The sequence below is a fragment of the Enterococcus florum genome (assembly GCF_004309355.1).
GTDB classification, from domain to species: domain Bacteria; phylum Bacillota; class Bacilli; order Lactobacillales; family Enterococcaceae; genus Enterococcus_A; species Enterococcus_A florum.
Map to the genome: position 1 here is coordinate 19151 of NZ_BJCC01000018.1, position 16334 is coordinate 35484.

At 41.1% G+C, this 16334-nt stretch carries 15 protein-coding genes; 9 read left to right on the plus strand and 6 right to left on the minus strand.

Features of this window, described 5'->3' with window-relative positions; all coding sequences use genetic code 11:
* Window positions 1-2: 2 nt before the first annotated feature.
* Window positions 3-1289, minus strand: coding sequence for a PTS sugar transporter subunit IIC (locus tag NRIC_RS11530; protein ID WP_146622865.1), 1287 nt, complete (start codon window positions 1287-1289; stop codon window positions 3-5).
* Window positions 1290-1431: 142 nt separating this feature from the next.
* On the opposite strand from NRIC_RS11530, the gene NRIC_RS11535 reads away from it, so the two are divergent.
* Window positions 1432-2229, plus strand: a complete 798-nt coding sequence (locus tag NRIC_RS11535) for a MurR/RpiR family transcriptional regulator (protein ID WP_146622866.1) — start codon at window positions 1432-1434, stop codon at window positions 2227-2229.
* 60 nt (window positions 2230-2289) lie between these two features.
* Window positions 2290-3306 carry an AraC family transcriptional regulator gene (locus NRIC_RS11540; protein WP_146622867.1) on the plus strand — a complete coding sequence of 339 codons (1017 nt, stop codon included), beginning with the start codon at window positions 2290-2292 and terminating at the stop codon, window positions 3304-3306.
* A 59-nt stretch (window positions 3307-3365) separates the two neighbouring features.
* On the opposite strand, the gene NRIC_RS11545 is transcribed toward NRIC_RS11540, so the two are convergent.
* Entirely contained in the window at window positions 3366-4328 is a 963-nt protein-coding gene (locus tag NRIC_RS11545) for an AraC family transcriptional regulator (protein WP_146622868.1), read from the minus strand.
* A gap of 115 nt (window positions 4329-4443) precedes the next feature.
* Between NRIC_RS11545 and NRIC_RS11550 the strand changes: the two genes are divergently transcribed.
* Window positions 4444-6837 (plus strand): DUF4982 domain-containing protein, encoded by a 2394-nt coding sequence (locus NRIC_RS11550; protein ID WP_146622869.1) that lies wholly within the window; start codon window positions 4444-4446, stop codon window positions 6835-6837.
* Window positions 6838-6971: 134 nt separating this feature from the next.
* A complete protein-coding gene (locus NRIC_RS11555) occupies window positions 6972-8189 on the plus strand; it encodes an MFS transporter (RefSeq protein WP_146622870.1) in 1218 nt (405 codons plus the stop codon).
* A 222-nt stretch (window positions 8190-8411) separates the two neighbouring features.
* Here the strand turns inward: NRIC_RS11555 and NRIC_RS11560 are convergent, their stop codons facing one another.
* From NRIC_RS11560 to NRIC_RS11575, 4 genes are read right to left on the minus strand one after another with little or no spacing between them, the layout of a single operon-like run.
* Complete coding sequence (locus NRIC_RS11560; protein ID WP_265416112.1) at window positions 8412-8996, minus strand: ECF transporter S component; 585 nt, start codon at window positions 8994-8996, stop codon at window positions 8412-8414.
* A 43-nt stretch (window positions 8997-9039) separates the two neighbouring features.
* Window positions 9040-9582 (minus strand): phosphopantothenoylcysteine decarboxylase, encoded by a 543-nt coding sequence (coaC, locus tag NRIC_RS11565; protein ID WP_146622872.1) that lies wholly within the window; start codon window positions 9580-9582, stop codon window positions 9040-9042.
* On the minus strand, window positions 9579-10307 hold the full coding sequence (locus NRIC_RS11570; RefSeq protein ID WP_146622873.1) for a phosphopantothenate--cysteine ligase: 729 nt from the start codon (window positions 10305-10307) through the stop codon (window positions 9579-9581). Before NRIC_RS11570 ends, coaC begins: the two co-directional genes overlap by 4 nt.
* A 2-nt stretch (window positions 10308-10309) precedes the next feature.
* On the minus strand, window positions 10310-11290 hold the full coding sequence (locus NRIC_RS11575) for a YhdH/YhfP family quinone oxidoreductase (protein WP_146622874.1): 981 nt from the start codon (window positions 11288-11290) through the stop codon (window positions 10310-10312).
* 336 nt (window positions 11291-11626) lie between these two features.
* Here NRIC_RS11575 and NRIC_RS11580 point away from each other — a divergent pair, with 336 nt between their 5' ends.
* From NRIC_RS11580 to NRIC_RS11600, 5 genes are all read left to right on the plus strand, one after another.
* Window positions 11627-12169: a helix-turn-helix domain-containing protein gene (locus tag NRIC_RS11580; RefSeq protein WP_146622879.1), complete on the plus strand. Its 543-nt coding sequence runs from the start codon at window positions 11627-11629 to the stop codon at window positions 12167-12169.
* A 146-nt stretch (window positions 12170-12315) separates the two neighbouring features.
* Entirely contained in the window at window positions 12316-13401 is a 1086-nt protein-coding gene (locus NRIC_RS11585; RefSeq protein WP_146622875.1) for an ABC transporter ATP-binding protein, read from the plus strand.
* 37 nt (window positions 13402-13438) lie between these two features.
* The gene (locus NRIC_RS11590; protein WP_146622876.1) at window positions 13439-14245 is read left to right on the plus strand and encodes an ABC transporter permease; all 807 of its coding nucleotides are present in this window, start codon (window positions 13439-13441) and stop codon (window positions 14243-14245) included.
* Window positions 14245-15090 carry an ABC transporter permease gene (locus NRIC_RS11595; RefSeq protein ID WP_146622877.1) on the plus strand — a complete coding sequence of 282 codons (846 nt, stop codon included), beginning with the start codon at window positions 14245-14247 and terminating at the stop codon, window positions 15088-15090. Before NRIC_RS11590 ends, NRIC_RS11595 begins: the two co-directional genes overlap by 1 nt.
* Complete coding sequence (locus NRIC_RS11600) at window positions 15087-16157, plus strand: ABC transporter substrate-binding protein (protein ID WP_146622878.1); 1071 nt, start codon at window positions 15087-15089, stop codon at window positions 16155-16157. The genes NRIC_RS11595 and NRIC_RS11600 overlap by 4 nt, the downstream gene beginning before the upstream one ends.
* Window positions 16158-16334 lie beyond the last annotated feature (177 nt).

Here is a 16334-nt window from a genome sequence, read left to right on the forward strand (position 1 = left end):
CCCTATTGCCCCTCTTCCTTTAATGCTTGCTTGTCTAATACTTTAAAAAATGGATAGTACAAGAGCATCAGTAAAATGAAATTGATGATCCAGACAATCGTCCCTTGCCAGCCAACAGTAAATACACTGGCAATAGCTTTAGGAAGCGTCCAAGGCATTCCGAGTCCGATCATAGGATTGTAATTAGTGATGAAGCCTACTTTAACTGCTAGGAAGGCGACTCCGCCGCTAATCAAACTAGAGAGAGTGAAGGGAATAAACATTATTGGATTCAAAACAATCGGCATCCCGAAAATGACTGGTTCGTTGATATTGAACAAATTTGGAATCAAAGAAATTTTGAAGAATTCCTTATAGCGTTTAGATTTCCCGATAACGAGCCCCATAATCAGCAAGCTTAATGTTCCTCCGGCTGAATCGTTGTTGACAAAAGCGAACACAGCTAAGTTTTCTAAATGCGGAATTTGTTCACCCGCTTGAAAGGCAGCAGAACTGCCAACCATCATAGATATAATAATCGGCATGATAGCTGCTTGGACTGCCGCTGGATGGATACCAAACAAAAATAGAATATTTGATAAAACAAACACTAATAAAATAGCTGGTACAGACCCGCCAATATTCATCAAAGGTTTAGCGATTAATTGGTTGATGAACTCAAAAAATGTGCCGTAGCTTGTGAAATCAAAGGCTAATCTAAACATGAAAACGAAAATAAATAGGATGATCCCAATAACTAAGGGCTCTAAGGATTGGCTAACCATAGAAGGCACTGAATCCGGTAGATGGATAACTAATTTCTTTACTCGGCTTAGCTTTACATAAGAGGCAGCGACCAAGATGGCAACTAAAATCGCAACGATGATTCCTTCACTGCCAAGATAGTTCATGGAAAAGGCCGCAGTTGCTTTTTCGCCTTCTCCAACTGACTGCGGTGCTAGCATAAAAAAGCTAGCCAGGCTTAGTAAACCAGCGACGATCCCGTTAGACTGTGACCTCTTCCCATAGCAATAGGCAATTGCAAAAACGATAAAAACGGCTAAAATGTTAGTTGAACCATTGACGATCGCGTTCATTGAGGCAGAGATCCCCATATTTTGGAACCATTCATTTACAGGTTTTATTGGGAAATTTGCCAATATCGAGAAAACAGAAGCGCCAATGGTCACTGGAAGCGTCATGATCATCCCTTCCGAGATACTTTGCATGACTTTGTTTTGGCCTAATTTGTTAGAAAAGGGAACTAAGGTTTTTTCTAACAGTTGTTGAAAGCGGTCCATAAATTTCATTTTTCAACATCCTTTCTTTTTCATGATTTTATTTTATCAACTTGAGGAAAGGATTTGTTTTTCGATTAATGCTCACTTTTCCTATTGGGCTGATTTTTTTTAATTGTGTTGAAATAATAAACAATTCATGAAGGAGGAACAGATGAAACAAACGTTGGTACTTTTAGATTACTTGAATGAACATGCTAGATCTGATACCTATTCAAGAATTATTAGCTTCATTTTTAAAGCTAAGGCTCATATTCCTGAGATGACGATCACCGAAATGGCGGATGCAATTTTCGTAACCCCGTCTACTATTACTCGATTTTGCAAACACTTTGGATTTCGATCCTTCTTAGAATTAAAGGAGGCAATTGAAGTTGAAAACCAAACAGATCCGACGCGATTGTTTCGCCTAAGCAGGGAAGAATTTTTAAGTATATCCTCAGAACCGTACTTTTCATTTGAAGCGTATGGACAAGCGATTATTCGTTCAATCCAGGATACTATAAATACAGTGGATATCACTATGATTGAACAATTGATCGATTTGATCATCCGGCATGAGAATATCATGATCTTTGGCTACAGCACATCTATTCAAACAGCCCGTTCATTACAAGAGGGGTTGATATTATCCAATAAGCTGACGTATGTTGGGGGAAATGCTGGGCTACAGCTGGAACTTGCTCGATCCTTAACAAAGGATTCTTTAGCAATCATTCTTTCTTCATACGGTAATTTCTTTTCAAACCATTCTGCGATATTTGATCAGATTCTTCGATCAAAGTGTCCAACTATTTTGCTGACACAGCAACAGAATATTTTTTTTAGTCCTTCGATTGATCACGTATTTATTATTAATTCAAAAAACTTTCAAAAAGTAGGCAGCTATTCGATGAACTTCTTTATTGATTTTCTTTGTCGTAAATATTTTGATACCACTCTGAAGAAATAATCATCAATAGTATTCAATGGATGAATAGATACTAAAAATGAAAGTGGGAGGGAAAATAAGATGGAGCAAAAAATTCTTACAATTCTACAAAATAAAAATCATCCTCGTGACTGGAACGAGCTGGGACCTGAAATGAAGCCGCGGCGTTCAAGTGTATTGAAAAGCGAGCCCGTGTATGAATTTTTTCATACGCTGGATGATTCTTTAGAGGTGAATCCTAAATCAATTGCGGTGTCAGTTCAGCCAGTGAACTCCTTCATCCCTTTTCATGTGCATAATTTTGTGGAAATCATTGTTCCGCTTATAGGAGAATGTACGGTTATTACCAAAAACGATGAGCTGAAGTTAAAACAAAACGATTTGATCATTATTGGGAACCATACGATTCATCGAGTAAAGCCAATCGAAGCGGATACGATTGTCGTTAATCTGACATTGAAAGATACCGCCTTTAATTTAAATGATTATCATTTTATGAACGAGGATCGTGCAACGAAAAAGGTGTCTTCTTTACTTTTTTCGTTGCTGTCGAATGAGAGACAAGGAGAAAATATTTATCGTTTGTTCCGGACACATCAGGATAAGAAGATTCATTTGTTGTTAGAAGACATCATCCAAGAGTATTATTACCCAGATACACAGTCGAATCAGATCATCCGGTTAGAGCTGTTGACACTCTTTGGACGATTGATTCGCTCTGCTGCCAGCGAACAAGCAATGATTGCTGGAGAAGATGAGGGTGGGATCAATTTATTATCTCTGCTGCTGTATATTGAGAAAAACTATGCGCATATTACCTTGGATGATATGGCACAGCATTTTGGCTTCAATCCAAACTATTTATCTTCCTACTTAAAAAAACACACAGGACGCACCTTCATCAAATTAGTCCATTTGCAACGAGTGAATGTCGCGGCCGAATATTTGACCTATACAAATGCGCCAATTGAACAGATTGCATTAAAAGTAGGATATGAAAATCCTTCTTACTTTTATAAAGTGTTCCGCAAGTATCTAAAGTTATTGCCAACTGAATATCGAGAGAAGAGTTCCCTTCACGTAAAAAAAACCGATTGAGGACTCAATCGGTCAGACAGTAGACACTGTCCATTTTATGGAGGAGGTCTACTGTCTTTTTAGAGCTTAAATTTTTTCCGATACTGATTTGGAGAGATTCCGGTTTGCTTTTTGAAGAAGTGATAGAAATAGGCTTCAGTAGAAAATCCTAAATGCTCTGCAATGAGTTGAATCGTTAAATCAGTGGTATTTAATAACTGTTGAGCTTTTTGCGTTCGAATCATTTGTGCGTAGTGGGCAATGGTCATTTGAGTTTGACGCTTTAACAGTCGATTCAAGTACTCGGCATTGTAATGTAAAGCAACTTCAATTTCTTTGCGAGAGATATGGCCAAAACGGCTTTCGATTAAATGAATCAAACGATTGACAAGATACTGTTCCTTCGATAAGTCTAGGTCAATTTGTTGAAGTGAGAACTGATTAACATTTTCTAAGGCATCTAATAGACGTAAAATTAATCCTCGTTGAAAATAGGCGCGTCCGATTTTAGACGTTGCCACTTCTAACTGTAAAGAATCAATAATGACATGGAAGCTCTCACTTTGATAAGGCAAACAAGGAGTGAACTCGATATAACTGCGTTTCCATTGAGAATCTGTTTGTAGATTTTTTTCTAGGAATGTAAAAATAGGCCCGTTACTCGAATCATTCGCTAACAACTCTTGAAGCAGTGTTGGTGATAAGTTCAAAAAGACAACATTGCAGCCTTCTGAAAGGATTTCGCGATGCAGAATCTGTGTATTTAATAAACAGCCTTCTCCAGCACGAAGAACATACTCCTTATCCTCAATATAATTGGTTAATTCCCCCTGAAGTACATACATCAATTCAAAATTCTGATTTTTATGCAACGCTTGATACTCTTCATTTTCAAAAGCCGTAATGTCACCATCTTGCACCTTGGTATAAAGAATGTTATCTCTAATTTTTTGTTTGTAGAAAATGGCGATAGGGGAATGAATGCTAATTTGAGGGATTTCAGCGTCACCAAAATGAAGTTCAGAAAATGGATCTTTTTTCATAAAACACCTCCGAAAGGTCGGGAAATTATAGTAAACGGTTTCTTGAAGTCGGTATTTTTCATTATATCACAGAGAACGAGTGACTAGAATAAGGAGTATCAAAGGAGGAAACCAGATGCGAGATGAAAAAAGGTTGAATAAGGACTGGCAGTTTCATTATGGAGAAGTTGGAATTCCTAATAAGACGGCAAAAAAGGCGCATGCTTTAGGCGGCTTGGCTGCGCCATTAACTGAAGAAGTAGGAAATCGAGTGATTTATGGAGCTGGAGGTGCACACTTTTTAAAACTGATTGCTCAAGGAGACGAAATTCAAGGATTAAAGCATTTAGCAGGGACCGATTTTGATTCAGATTTAGACCAAGATTGGCAAACGATCGGTATTCCTCATGACTGGAAAATTAGTCGGCCCTATACGCAAGCGCCAGAATTATTGATGTCAGGATCGAAAGAGGAGGGAGTCGGCTATTATCGAAAAACGTTTTCGCTAAAGGATGCACTGATCGATCAGAACCGTGTTCTTTTGCATTTTGAAGGAGTGATGCGTTCAGCGGATATTTGGTTGAATGGTGCCTATTTGGGTCATAATGATAGCGGCTATACCAGTTTTTCCTTTGATATTTCTGAGATGGCTAGATATGGTGATGAAGGAATCAATGTGTTGTTGGTTCGAGTGGATACTACTACAGGAGCAGAGGGGTGGTGGTACGAAGGGGCAGGCATCTATCGAGACGTTTGGTTAGAATTTTTACCACTGATTTCTTTCGATCGGGAAAGTGCTTATATTTACACAAAGGAACTTGAAGAAACAGGGGCGATATTAGGCACAGAGGTTTGTATCGAAAATCATTCATCAGACACAGTCGAGGTCACCCCTGTGATCAAGATTGATGAACACGTCATCCCTTTGATCCAACAAGTGTTACAACCGTTTGAAAGCAGAACAATAAAAGAAACCTTTCATTTCCCTTCGCCGATCCTGTGGTCACCTGAACTGCCGCATTTATATACCGCTGTTTTTCAAATGGAAACGGACGAATGTCGTAAGAACTTTGGGATACGAACTTTTACCTACGATACTCAGGGATTTCATTTAAATGGAAGCTTGTATGAATTACGTGGTGTATGCGAGCATCAAGATTTCGCTGGTGTAGGCGTGGCATTAAATCAGGATATCGTTGACTACAAAGTGAAAACGATGAAGGAAATGGGGGTAAATGCGTGGCGCAGCGCTCATCATTTTGCCTCAGCGGAATTATTGGAAGCTTGTGATCGTTTCGGAATCCTTTTGATGAATGAAAATCGTTTATTAGAAAGCTCACCATGGCGGATGCAGGATTTAGAAAACATGGTTAAAAAAAGTCGAATGCATGCTTCGATGGCCTTTTGGTCCGTAGCGAACGAAGAAGTGATTGGAAATACTGACTTAGGCAGTCGGATTGCCAAGAAACTAGTTCGTTGTATTAAGCAGCAAAACTACGAGAGCTTGGTTGTTTCAGCAGAGCTGCTAAACCCTGAAGGTATAGTCAATGAAGACTATCTGGCGAATTATGATGTGTTAGGCGTAAACTACCCAGAGGCTGATGCCATGGGGCCTGGTGCGATGAAGATTAAGGAGCGGTATCCAAAACGCTCGATCATGAGTACAGAAAATGCTTCCTACTTTTCTACCAGGGGAATTTATAAAGACGATGAAAAAAAGTGTCACTGCTCTAATTTTGGTTCGCTGTTTTCAATGATATTACCTGGAAAACGACAGCCAGGCGATCCAGGTGCAGGGGGCACAGCAACACCGGAGAAAGTATTAAATTATCTGTCTGACCATCAGTATATGGGCGGTGTTTTTCTTTGGACAGCTTTTGATTACTACGGCGAACCCTCTCCGTTTGGATGGCCAGCTATTTCTTCGCAGTTTGGTATTGCCGATTTATGCGGCTTTGCAAAGGATTACTACTATTATTATCAAGCCCGTTGGAAAAAGGAACCTATCCTTCATATCCTGCCTCATTGGAATGAAGAGGGACTTGAAATCAAGGAGGACGGATTGGTTTCTGTTCGTGTATTTAGTAATGCTAACGAAGTTGAGCTTTTTGTAAATGGTACTAGTTATGGAAGGAAAAAAGTGACAAATGGTATTGCTAATTGGGAAGTTTTCTATCAAGCTGGGAGAATAAGTGCCACTGCTTATGAAGAAAATAACCCTATCAATGAGATCTATTGTGAGACCAGCTCAGCGATAAGCGCAATAAATTGTAAAAAAATTTTTGAGGGAAATGACTGTAGCCTTTTTGCATTAGAAGCAATTGATGACCAACAGCGGTTTGTACCAACGTCCGATCATCAGCTGTCTATTCATGTGGAAAACGGAGAGGTGATTGGATTAGCTAACGGAAACCCAATTGATCAGGAGACCCATAATTTAGAAAACATCAGACTCTTTCAAGGGAAAGCATTAGCGATTATTAGAGGAAAAGGAGCAAGTATTCAAATGAAGGCAATGATTAAAAAATAGAGCAAGGCAGAACATGCACCTATGAAAAGGCCACATAGCTTATGAATTTTGCATATGGTGAGGTGTCTTTTTCTACCCTATACTTTATTTAACGATTGAAAGCGGAAACAACAATATGAAGGAGTGTAATTATTATGAATAAGAAAAAATTATCTCTAGCTTTAGGTATCTTAAGCATGAATCTTCTGCTGATGTCAGGTTCTGTCGTCGGTGCAGCGATTGCTGCCATTTCGAAATCATTTCCTCAAGAACCTATATCAAAAGTTCAGATGCTCAGCTCGATTCCGCAGTTGGGGCAGCTGATCGCCACGTTACTTTTTACTTGGCTCACTTATAAAATGACTAGAAAAAATATTGGGGTTGTCTCAGTAGCAATTGTGGCAATCAGCGGCTTGCTTCCTGTTTTTTATAACAGCAGCCTGAACATTATCTTGGCATGTATGGTCGCTCTAGGATTTGGGCTTGGGCTAATCAGTAATGTTGGACCAGTATTATTGCAAGAGCATTTTGATGGAGAAGAAAGAGCAACCGTAATGGGCTGGGCTGTCGGCTTCAATAATTTAGGGATGATGGGTTTTACTGCAATTGGCGGTGTTTTGGGAAGTACAAATTGGCAAAACCTCTTTTGGGTATACGGTGCAGCTATTCTAATACTTCTAGTAGTCCTACTATTAGTGCCAAGAGATCGTAAATTATCAGAAGAAGAAATATCGAACCAACGTACTATCAGTTTCGGTAAAACAGTCAAAAGTTTGAATGGCTACGTCTATGTCATGCTCATCGTCACCTTTGTTACTTCCCTTTGCTTGATGATATTTATGGCAAATCAATCGATCCTGCTGGCTTCAAAAGGTAATGGAACGGCCTATACGGCGATGGTCACTGCTTTAGGAAATGTTGGAGGGATCTGCACCGCTTTTGGCTTAAAATATATTCGTAAGCTTACTAAAACAGATACAATGGCATGGGGTTTTGTCGCTTTTGCTTTATCTTATATCTGCATCGTTTTTTTTAATAATCCTGCACTGCACATTGCCGGGAATATGTTCTCAGGTATGGGGATTGTTATGGTCAATGCGACGATTCCATTCGAGTTGTCTATCTTAGCCAACCATCAGCAGTTCCCGGTGGCCATTGCAATGAACACATTGATTTCCTCATTAGCCGGTTTCGCTGCTCCTATGCTTCTTGCAGCAACAAGAATTTCTGCTGGAACAAATTCGTATCTTGCAGGAATTGTATTCAGTAGTTTAATGGCAGTCGTGCTATTGGTTACTCGATTAGGAAATCGGATTGAAAAAAAGTCGGGTGAAACAACAATTAGTCAACGCGAAAGTGTACAAGAAGTCTAAAAAAGTAGAAAAATTTAAATTGTTAAAATGGACTCTAGAGAATAGATACCGATAAAACAGACGAAAAAAAATTTGCCTATGATTGTCTTATAAGAAGAGTGGTGACAGTATGCGCGTCTGGTATCTAGAGTGTAGAGGCGTGTTGTCTCAACAATTACCTTTTCTCAACGGTGAAGACAATAAAAAAACAGAGACTGCAATAGCGCAGTTTCTGTTTTTTTTCTACTGTCTCAATAAGCGTAGCAAGACGGAACAAACACCCAGCGTGGCGATGCCAGCAACGATTGCCTCCACCAAGCCACTGCCAAAAATGATACCCAGAATGATGCCGTACACTGCACTTGCTGTTACCTGAAGTACATCCGCGTAACTATCTCTAAAAATAAAATAAATCAAATTCATGACTAGGATCGTATTCGTCATCGATCCTGCCAAACCAGCGATAAATAGGCTAACGGGGCGTGCCTTTGATTTCAAAAGCTTTTCTAAACCCTTGTAAACAAAATAAGGGACGATCCCGATCAAGATCCTTGGGATGATTGCAATGATCAATGCCCACCAGTCTCCATGACCCGTCAGTGGATTCGCAATGAATGGCGAAAAGGCAAAAGACATGGGTGTAATGATCACGGTAGAACGCGTAGCACTGAGAATCCCAAACACAGCCCCTAAACCGCCGCCAAGCTTCGGCCCTAAAACGATCGAGGCGATGATTACAGGGATGTGCATCGTCGTGGCATTGATCGGACCGATGGGAATGAAGCCCAGCGGAGTGACCGCTAAAATGATCATGATCGCCAAAAACATGGCTGTCAATGTAAATTTTCGAACATTTAGATTCTTCACCTGTTTACTCCTTTAATTTCTCCATAGTTCGCTGAACGATGTCGGAAACGGCTGCCAAAGCGCCTCGTCCGTAATCTCCGCAGGCCAACAACGACTCTCGGGGTTCGATTTCTTCATAGCCTGACTCTTTCAGTATTTCCAGATTGCGTTGAACGATCGGATTTTGATACATATAAGTGTTCATGGCAGGAGCGATCAATTTTGGGGTTTCCGGCAGCAAAGCCAGAGAAACCGTTGATAAAAGATCGTCTGCGATTCCATTTGCCATCTTTCCAAGGATGCTCGCAGAAGCTGGCGCCACCAGAAACAAATCAGCTTGCTTTGCTAATTCGATATGGTTGATTTTTGCTGCATCAGGTTCTTCAATGACTTCCGTATGAACCAGTCGATGAGAAAGTGATTGGATTGTCAGAGGGGTGATAAATTCTGTACTGCTTTTGGTCATAATGACATCGACCTGATACCCTTGTTTGGTTAAGCTGTTGGTTAGATCAGCAGCTTTATAGGCAGAGATACTGCCGCTGACCCCTAATAGAATCGTCTTCATTTCGTTTCCTCCAATTTTTGGACCTCTTGTTTGATCAACTCAGCGATCTCTGTCTTAGTATGCGCCTCTTTCACTTTATGATTGCGATTGATTAAGTAGCCATGATGCTTTTCACCAGAAATTTCCGCTAAGTCATTGGCCAAAATAAAATCCGCCTGATTTTTTTCCAAGCTTTTTTCAGCCACACTTAATAGCTCAAGCATTGGAACATCCACAAGCAGCTTGAATCCCACAAGAATCGTGTCAGGTTGCAATTCTTTGATCAACTGAATGATTTTAGGATTTTTTTTCAAGATAATCACCAAATGATCAGTATCTGAAGAAATTTTCTTCTCTGTGCGAGTCTGTGTCCTGCGACGAACAGCTTGCGCCAAATCAGCAGGATCAGTGGCAATGACCGATTGCAGTTCTTCCATCGTTACCGAACTGTCTGGCGTGAAGTCGCTGACAGCCATACTGTGGATCACCGCAGCATAGGTATGCTCTGTCATCAGCTGGCGCATCCTGCTCTCGAGGTCCTGAGTTGTTTCGATCAGATGCATATCCAAACTTTCGTTAGAAGGATGGACGGCCTGCCGTGTTGTCAAATAATCGACAGACACTTGAGGATCCGTCAAAAACGCTTCAGCAATCGCTTTTCCGAGCTTTCCACTAGAATGATTCGTAATCGCACGGACCTCATCAATTTTCTCAGAGGTGCCGCCTGCTGTGATCAGGATTCTCATCGTTATTGGCCCCCTATACGGACGATTGTCCGACCGACATGTGTTCCTTCCAGCAGCTTGTTTACGACAGAAAGGACTTCCTCTAGAGTGACCTCTTGGACTTGTATCGAGTCGCTTACCTGCCACTTCGTTGCCATTTTATTCCAAAGAGTCAAACGTTTTTCCATCGAGGCATCTACCGAATCGATCCCCAAGAGATTCACTCCACGAAGAATGAAAGGAAGCACAGTGGTGTTCAGTTTGATTCCCCCAGCATTTCCGCATAGAGCTAAGCTTCCGCCATATTGCACGAAGGGAAGGAGCTTGGCCAATGTTTCTCCGCCCACAGTATCCACTACAAAATCAAAAAGCTGTTTGTTCAATGGCCGATTTTTTTCGGGGAAGAGTTCTTCTGGCGATAAAATTTGCGTCGCTCCTAATGCTTTTAAATAATCCGATTGATTGGTTTTTCTAGTCAATGCAATGATTTCCTTGCAGCCGATCTGTTTTAAAAATTGCAAAGCCACACTTCCGACTCCACCAGTAGCGCCAGTTACCAATACACGGCTTCCTGCATCCAATCCGTGAGCCTCAAGTGCATCGACGGCCAGAGCGGCGGTGAATCCTGCTGTACCAAAGATCATCGCTTGTTTGGCTGAAAGCGTCGCAGGACGTTTGATTAGCCAAGAGGTCGGTACCGCTTGAAACTCGCTGAACCCGCCATTGCGACTGACACCTAATCCGTAACCGGTAGCAAGAACAGGCGTTCCAATCGGAAAATCAGAGTCATTGCTTTCGATGACTACTCCGGAAAGATCAATCCCTGGGGTCAAAGGATAACTGCGCAAAACACCAGTATTGGGTTGAGTAGCAAGGGCATCCTTATAATTTATTCCAGAATAATCGACCTGTACCAGCACTTCATTTTCTCCCAAAATGGGCTTTGCCGCCTCAACCATCTTCGTTTCTACCTGTGGATCATTGGAAACTTGTAAGCTTTTCATTTGTGCAACTCCTTTTTATTCAAATAGGTTTCTTCTTTACAAAAAAAAGAATGAATAACTTTTGCAAAAACATGATACTACCATCTTAGCGGAAACAAGCAAAATTGCAACTTTCCATCATTTATTTTTTGCAAATTTTGTTAGAATAACCCGCTTTCAGCAGGTATCGTTCGCCTTTTTACTTAATCTAGCAAATAGGAAAGTTTTAAGGAGAGTATCAAGTGAGAGAATGCTAAGAATCCACAGCGGATCGCTTGATTTTTTGTCTGAACTTCGTATACTTGAAAAGGATCATTAAACTTGAAGTTTACTATTACCAAACAAGGGGGCGATGGGATGGAAATTGGCGAGAAGCTAAAAAATTTGCGTATCCAAAAAAATCTGACACAAGAAGAACTTGGTGAACGAACGGATTTGTCAAAGGGCTATATTTCTCAGCTGGAAAGAGACCTCAGCTCACCTTCGATGGAAACTTTTTTTGATATTTTAGAAGTTCTGGGTGTCACACCAGAAGAATTTTTCAGTCAAAAAACGGGTGAGCAAAAGGTTCTATATACTAAGGAAGACACAACTTTTTACACAGATGAGACAAACGGGTACCATATTAAATGGCTGATTCCAGAATCCAATGAAAATGAGATGGAGCCGATTCTCTTGACCTTGGAGAAAACAGGACAGTATAAGCAATTCGCACCATCATTGTCTGAAACATTTATCTATGTTTTGGAGGGAACTGTTCATCTTCAGTTTGGTGACAAGGAATTTATCGCTAAGGCTGGCGACAGCATGTACTACGAGGCCAGTAAACCTCATCGTTTGCAAAACCACGGCAAAGAACTTGCCAAAGTCCTGCTGGTCGCCACCGACTCTTATTTATAAAAGAAGAAAACTTATAGAGAGCAAGAACAGCATTATTGAGGATGCCAGTCAAACTATTAATGTCTGTTAAATTAAATAAACAAAACGTCTTAGTTGGATGCTATACGCAGAGAACGTCCAACTAATGTTGAACAAGGAGTGACAACATGGCAAATACGATTATTTCCTTTAAAAATGTGATCAAAAAATATGACGATGAAGCCGTCTTAAAAAATGTCAGCTTTGATATTGAAGAAGGACGTTTTTACACGCTTTTGGGTCCTTCAGGCTGTGGGAAAACAACAATTTTACGAATTATTGCGGGGTTTACCGAAGCTACTGAGGGAGATATTGATCTTGAAGGCCAGCGGGTAAATGATGTACCTGCGAATAAACGGCAAGTCAATACAGTGTTTCAGGATTACGCTTTATTTCCGCATATGAATGTGTTTGACAACGTGGCTTTTGGTCTGAAGATTAAAAAATTGTCCAAAGAAGATATTCGCAAGAAAGTCAAAGAAGCTTTGCGAATGGTCCAGCTTCCCGGTTATGAAGACCGTGAGATCAATGAGATGTCGGGAGGCCAGCGCCAACGGGTTGCGATTGCCCGTGCGATCGTCAATGAACCGAAGATTTTATTATTGGATGAGCCATTGTCTGCATTGGATCTGAAACTGCGGACAGATATGCAGTATGAGCTGCGGGAACTGCAAAAGCGTCTAGGCATCACCTTTATTTTTGTGACCCACGATCAAGAAGAAGCCTTGGCCATGAGTGACGAAATCTTTGTGATGAACAAAGGCAAAATCGTGCAAAGCGGAACGCCAGTCGATATTTATGACGAACCGATCAATCATTTTGTTGCGGATTTTGTCGGCGAAAGCAATATCGTTTCTGGAGAAATGATCGAAGACAATCTGGTGAAATTCGTCGGCAAAGAATTTGAATGTGTCGATAGCGGAATGCGGCCAAACGAGCCGGTCGAGATCGTTTTGCGTCCAGAAGATCTGACCATGACGAAGCCAGAAAACGGCAAATTGGTGGTCACGGTCAATACCCAGCTGTTTCGCGGTGTCCATTACGAAATCATGGGTGTTGACGAAGATGGCAATGAATGGATGGTCCATTCCACCCGCAAAGCCAAAGAAGGCAGTAAAATCGGCTTGTATTTTGAGCCCGAGGATATCCACGTCATGCGCTTCAATGAAACTGAAGAAGAATTCGATGCGCGTTTAGAAAGCTATGACGACTAGGAAACAAATAGATTATTAAGAAGTAGGAGGCGGACAAATGAGAAGTATGCGCCGTATTTATTCGATCCCATATTATTTTTGGCTGCTGTTTTTTGTGATTGCACCAGTTGTACTGATCGTCTATCAATCGTTTTTTGATATGAATGGACACTTTACGTTGAGCAACTACCATACGTACCTGACTTCCGGGACGTATTTAGGAATGACTTTCAATTCGGTCTTTTTTGCTTTTTTGATCACCTTGATGACACTGCTGGTCAGCTATCCGACTGCGTATTTCTTGGCGAAATTAAAGCATCGGCAATTATTGCTGTTGCTGGTAGTCTTGCCGACTTGGATCAATTTATTGTTGAAAGCTTATGCATTTATCGGCATTTTCAGCACCAACGGGTCTATCAATGAATTTTTAAGCTTCATCGGAATTGGTCCGCGCCAGTTATTGTTCACGGATTTTAGTTTTATGTTTGTAGCCGCATATATTGAACTGCCTTTTATGATCATGCCGATTTTTAATGCATTGGAAGAAATCAACCCTTCTTTGATCAGTGCCAGTCGTGATTTAGGGGCAAATAACTTTGAAACGTTTCGTCGCGTGATTTTTCCGTTGTCATTGAACGGTGTTAAAAGCGGTGTGCAGGCCGTCTTTATCCCATCGCTTTCTCTGTTTATGCTGACGCGTTTAATCGGTGGGAACCGTGTGATCACGCTGGGAACAGCAATCGAAGAGCATTTTCTGGTGACCCAAAACTGGGGCATGGGCTCTACTATCGGTGTGATTCTGATCGTGGCGATGTTCATTGTGATGATGCTGACTGGTGAGAAACGAAAAGGAGGGCGTGTCTGATGCGCAAAAGACGTTTTCCATGGTCCAATCTCTACTTAGCAGTGGTCTTTTTACTATTGTATATTCCAATCTTTTATTTGATTTTCTATTCCTTCAATGAGGGCGGAACGATGACCAATTTTACCGGCTTCACTTGGGAACATTACGAAACGTTGTTCTCAGACACTCGACTGATCAGTATCGTGGTTCAAACCTTTGTTTTGGCGTTTTTGTCTGCATTATTGGCGACGATGATCGGGACATTTGGAGCGATGTCGATCTATTATACAAGGAAGCGCGCGTCAAAAAATGCATTGCTCGGATTGAACAACATTTTGATGGTGTCGCCGGATGTCATTATCGGTGCCAGTTTCTTGATCCTGTTTACGATATTAGGGGGAACGATCCGCAGCTTCCAACTCGGCTTTTTCAGTGTACTGCTTTCCCATGTTGCTTTTAGTATTCCAATCGTTGTTTTGATGGTTTTACCGAAGCTTCAGGAAATGAACGATTCGATGATCGATGCGGCTCGTGACCTGGGTGCGAATAACTGGCAGGTATTGAGTACTATTGTTTTGCCCTTTTTAACACCGGGAATCGTTGCCGGGTATTTCATGGCTTTTACGTACTCGCTTGATGATTTTGCTGTGACGTTTTTCGTGACTGGAAATGGGTTTTCAACCCTTTCTGTCGAAATTTATTCACGTGCACGTCAAGGGATTAGTCTAGAGATCAATGCACTGTCTACCTTGGTGTTTATCTTCTCTTTGATCCTAGTGGTCGGGTATTACTTTATCAGTCGCGACAATTCGAAGAAAGCACGCAAACGGAAGCGTGAATTCGAGGAGGTGTCAGTGCTGAAATGAAAAAACTGCGTTCCTTATTTATTGGTGTTATCGCCATCATTTTGCTGCTGACCTTTTTGAACATTCGTTTAAATCGAGCAGGAAATGCCAGCTCCAATGTATTGAATATTTACAATTGGGGGGATTATATTGATCCTGAATTATTGAAACAATTTGAAGAAGAGTACGGGTACAAAGTCAATTATGAGACCTTTGACTCCAACGAAGCCATGGAGGCAAAAATCAAGCAGGGGGGGACCTCTTACGACATCGCGATCCCCAGTGAATACATGATTCAAAAGATGAAAAAAGAAGAACTGCTGCTGCCGCTGGATCACAAAAAAATCAAAGGTCTAAACAATATCGATGAGCGATTTCTTGACCAGGATTTCGATAAGAACAACCAATATTCTATTCCTTATTTTTGGGGAACTTTGGGGATTGTTTATAACGATAAATTTGTAGATGGCGAAAAGATCCGGCATTGGGAGGATCTTTGGCGACCAGAATTGGCCAACAATATTATGCTGATCGATGGGGCCAGAGAGGTCATGGGATTGTCCTTGACGACCTTTGGCAATTCCATTAATAGTAAAAATAGGCAGCAATTGAACCAGGCAGTCGAAAAGCTGAACCAGTTGACGCCAAATGTGAAGGCCATCGTAGCGGATGAGATCAAAATGTATATGGCTAACGAAGAAAGCGCAGTTGCTGTGACTTTTTCCGGGGAAGCAGCGGACATGATGGGACAAAATGAGCACCTGCATTACGTGATTCCGCCAGAAGGCTCCAACCTCTGGTTTGACAACATCGTGATCCCCAAAACCTCAGCCAATCAAGAAGGGGCATATGATTTTATCAACTTCATGCTGCGTCCAGAAAGTGCCAAGGCAAATGCAGAATATATCGGTTATTCCACACCGAATAAGAAGGCTTTGGAGATGCTGCCGAAAGAAATCTCTGGTGACAAACAGTTTTATCCTGATAATGAAACGATCAGTCATTTAGAGGTTTATAAGGATTTAGGACCAGAGTATTTGCAGATTTACAATGATTTGTATTTGGAGTTTAAGATGTATCGCAAATAGTGGCAAAACTCAGTAAAAATGGCTTAAAATCAATAAAAAAAACTGAAAGAAAACCTCTGTTTTTACTGTCAGTTTTCCAATTTTCTACCAAAAACCCGAAAATAACGTCTAAATAGGCGTTATTTTTTTTGTATGTTTGAAAACCACCTGCTGTGCTGGTGGTTCAAAAGAGCTTCC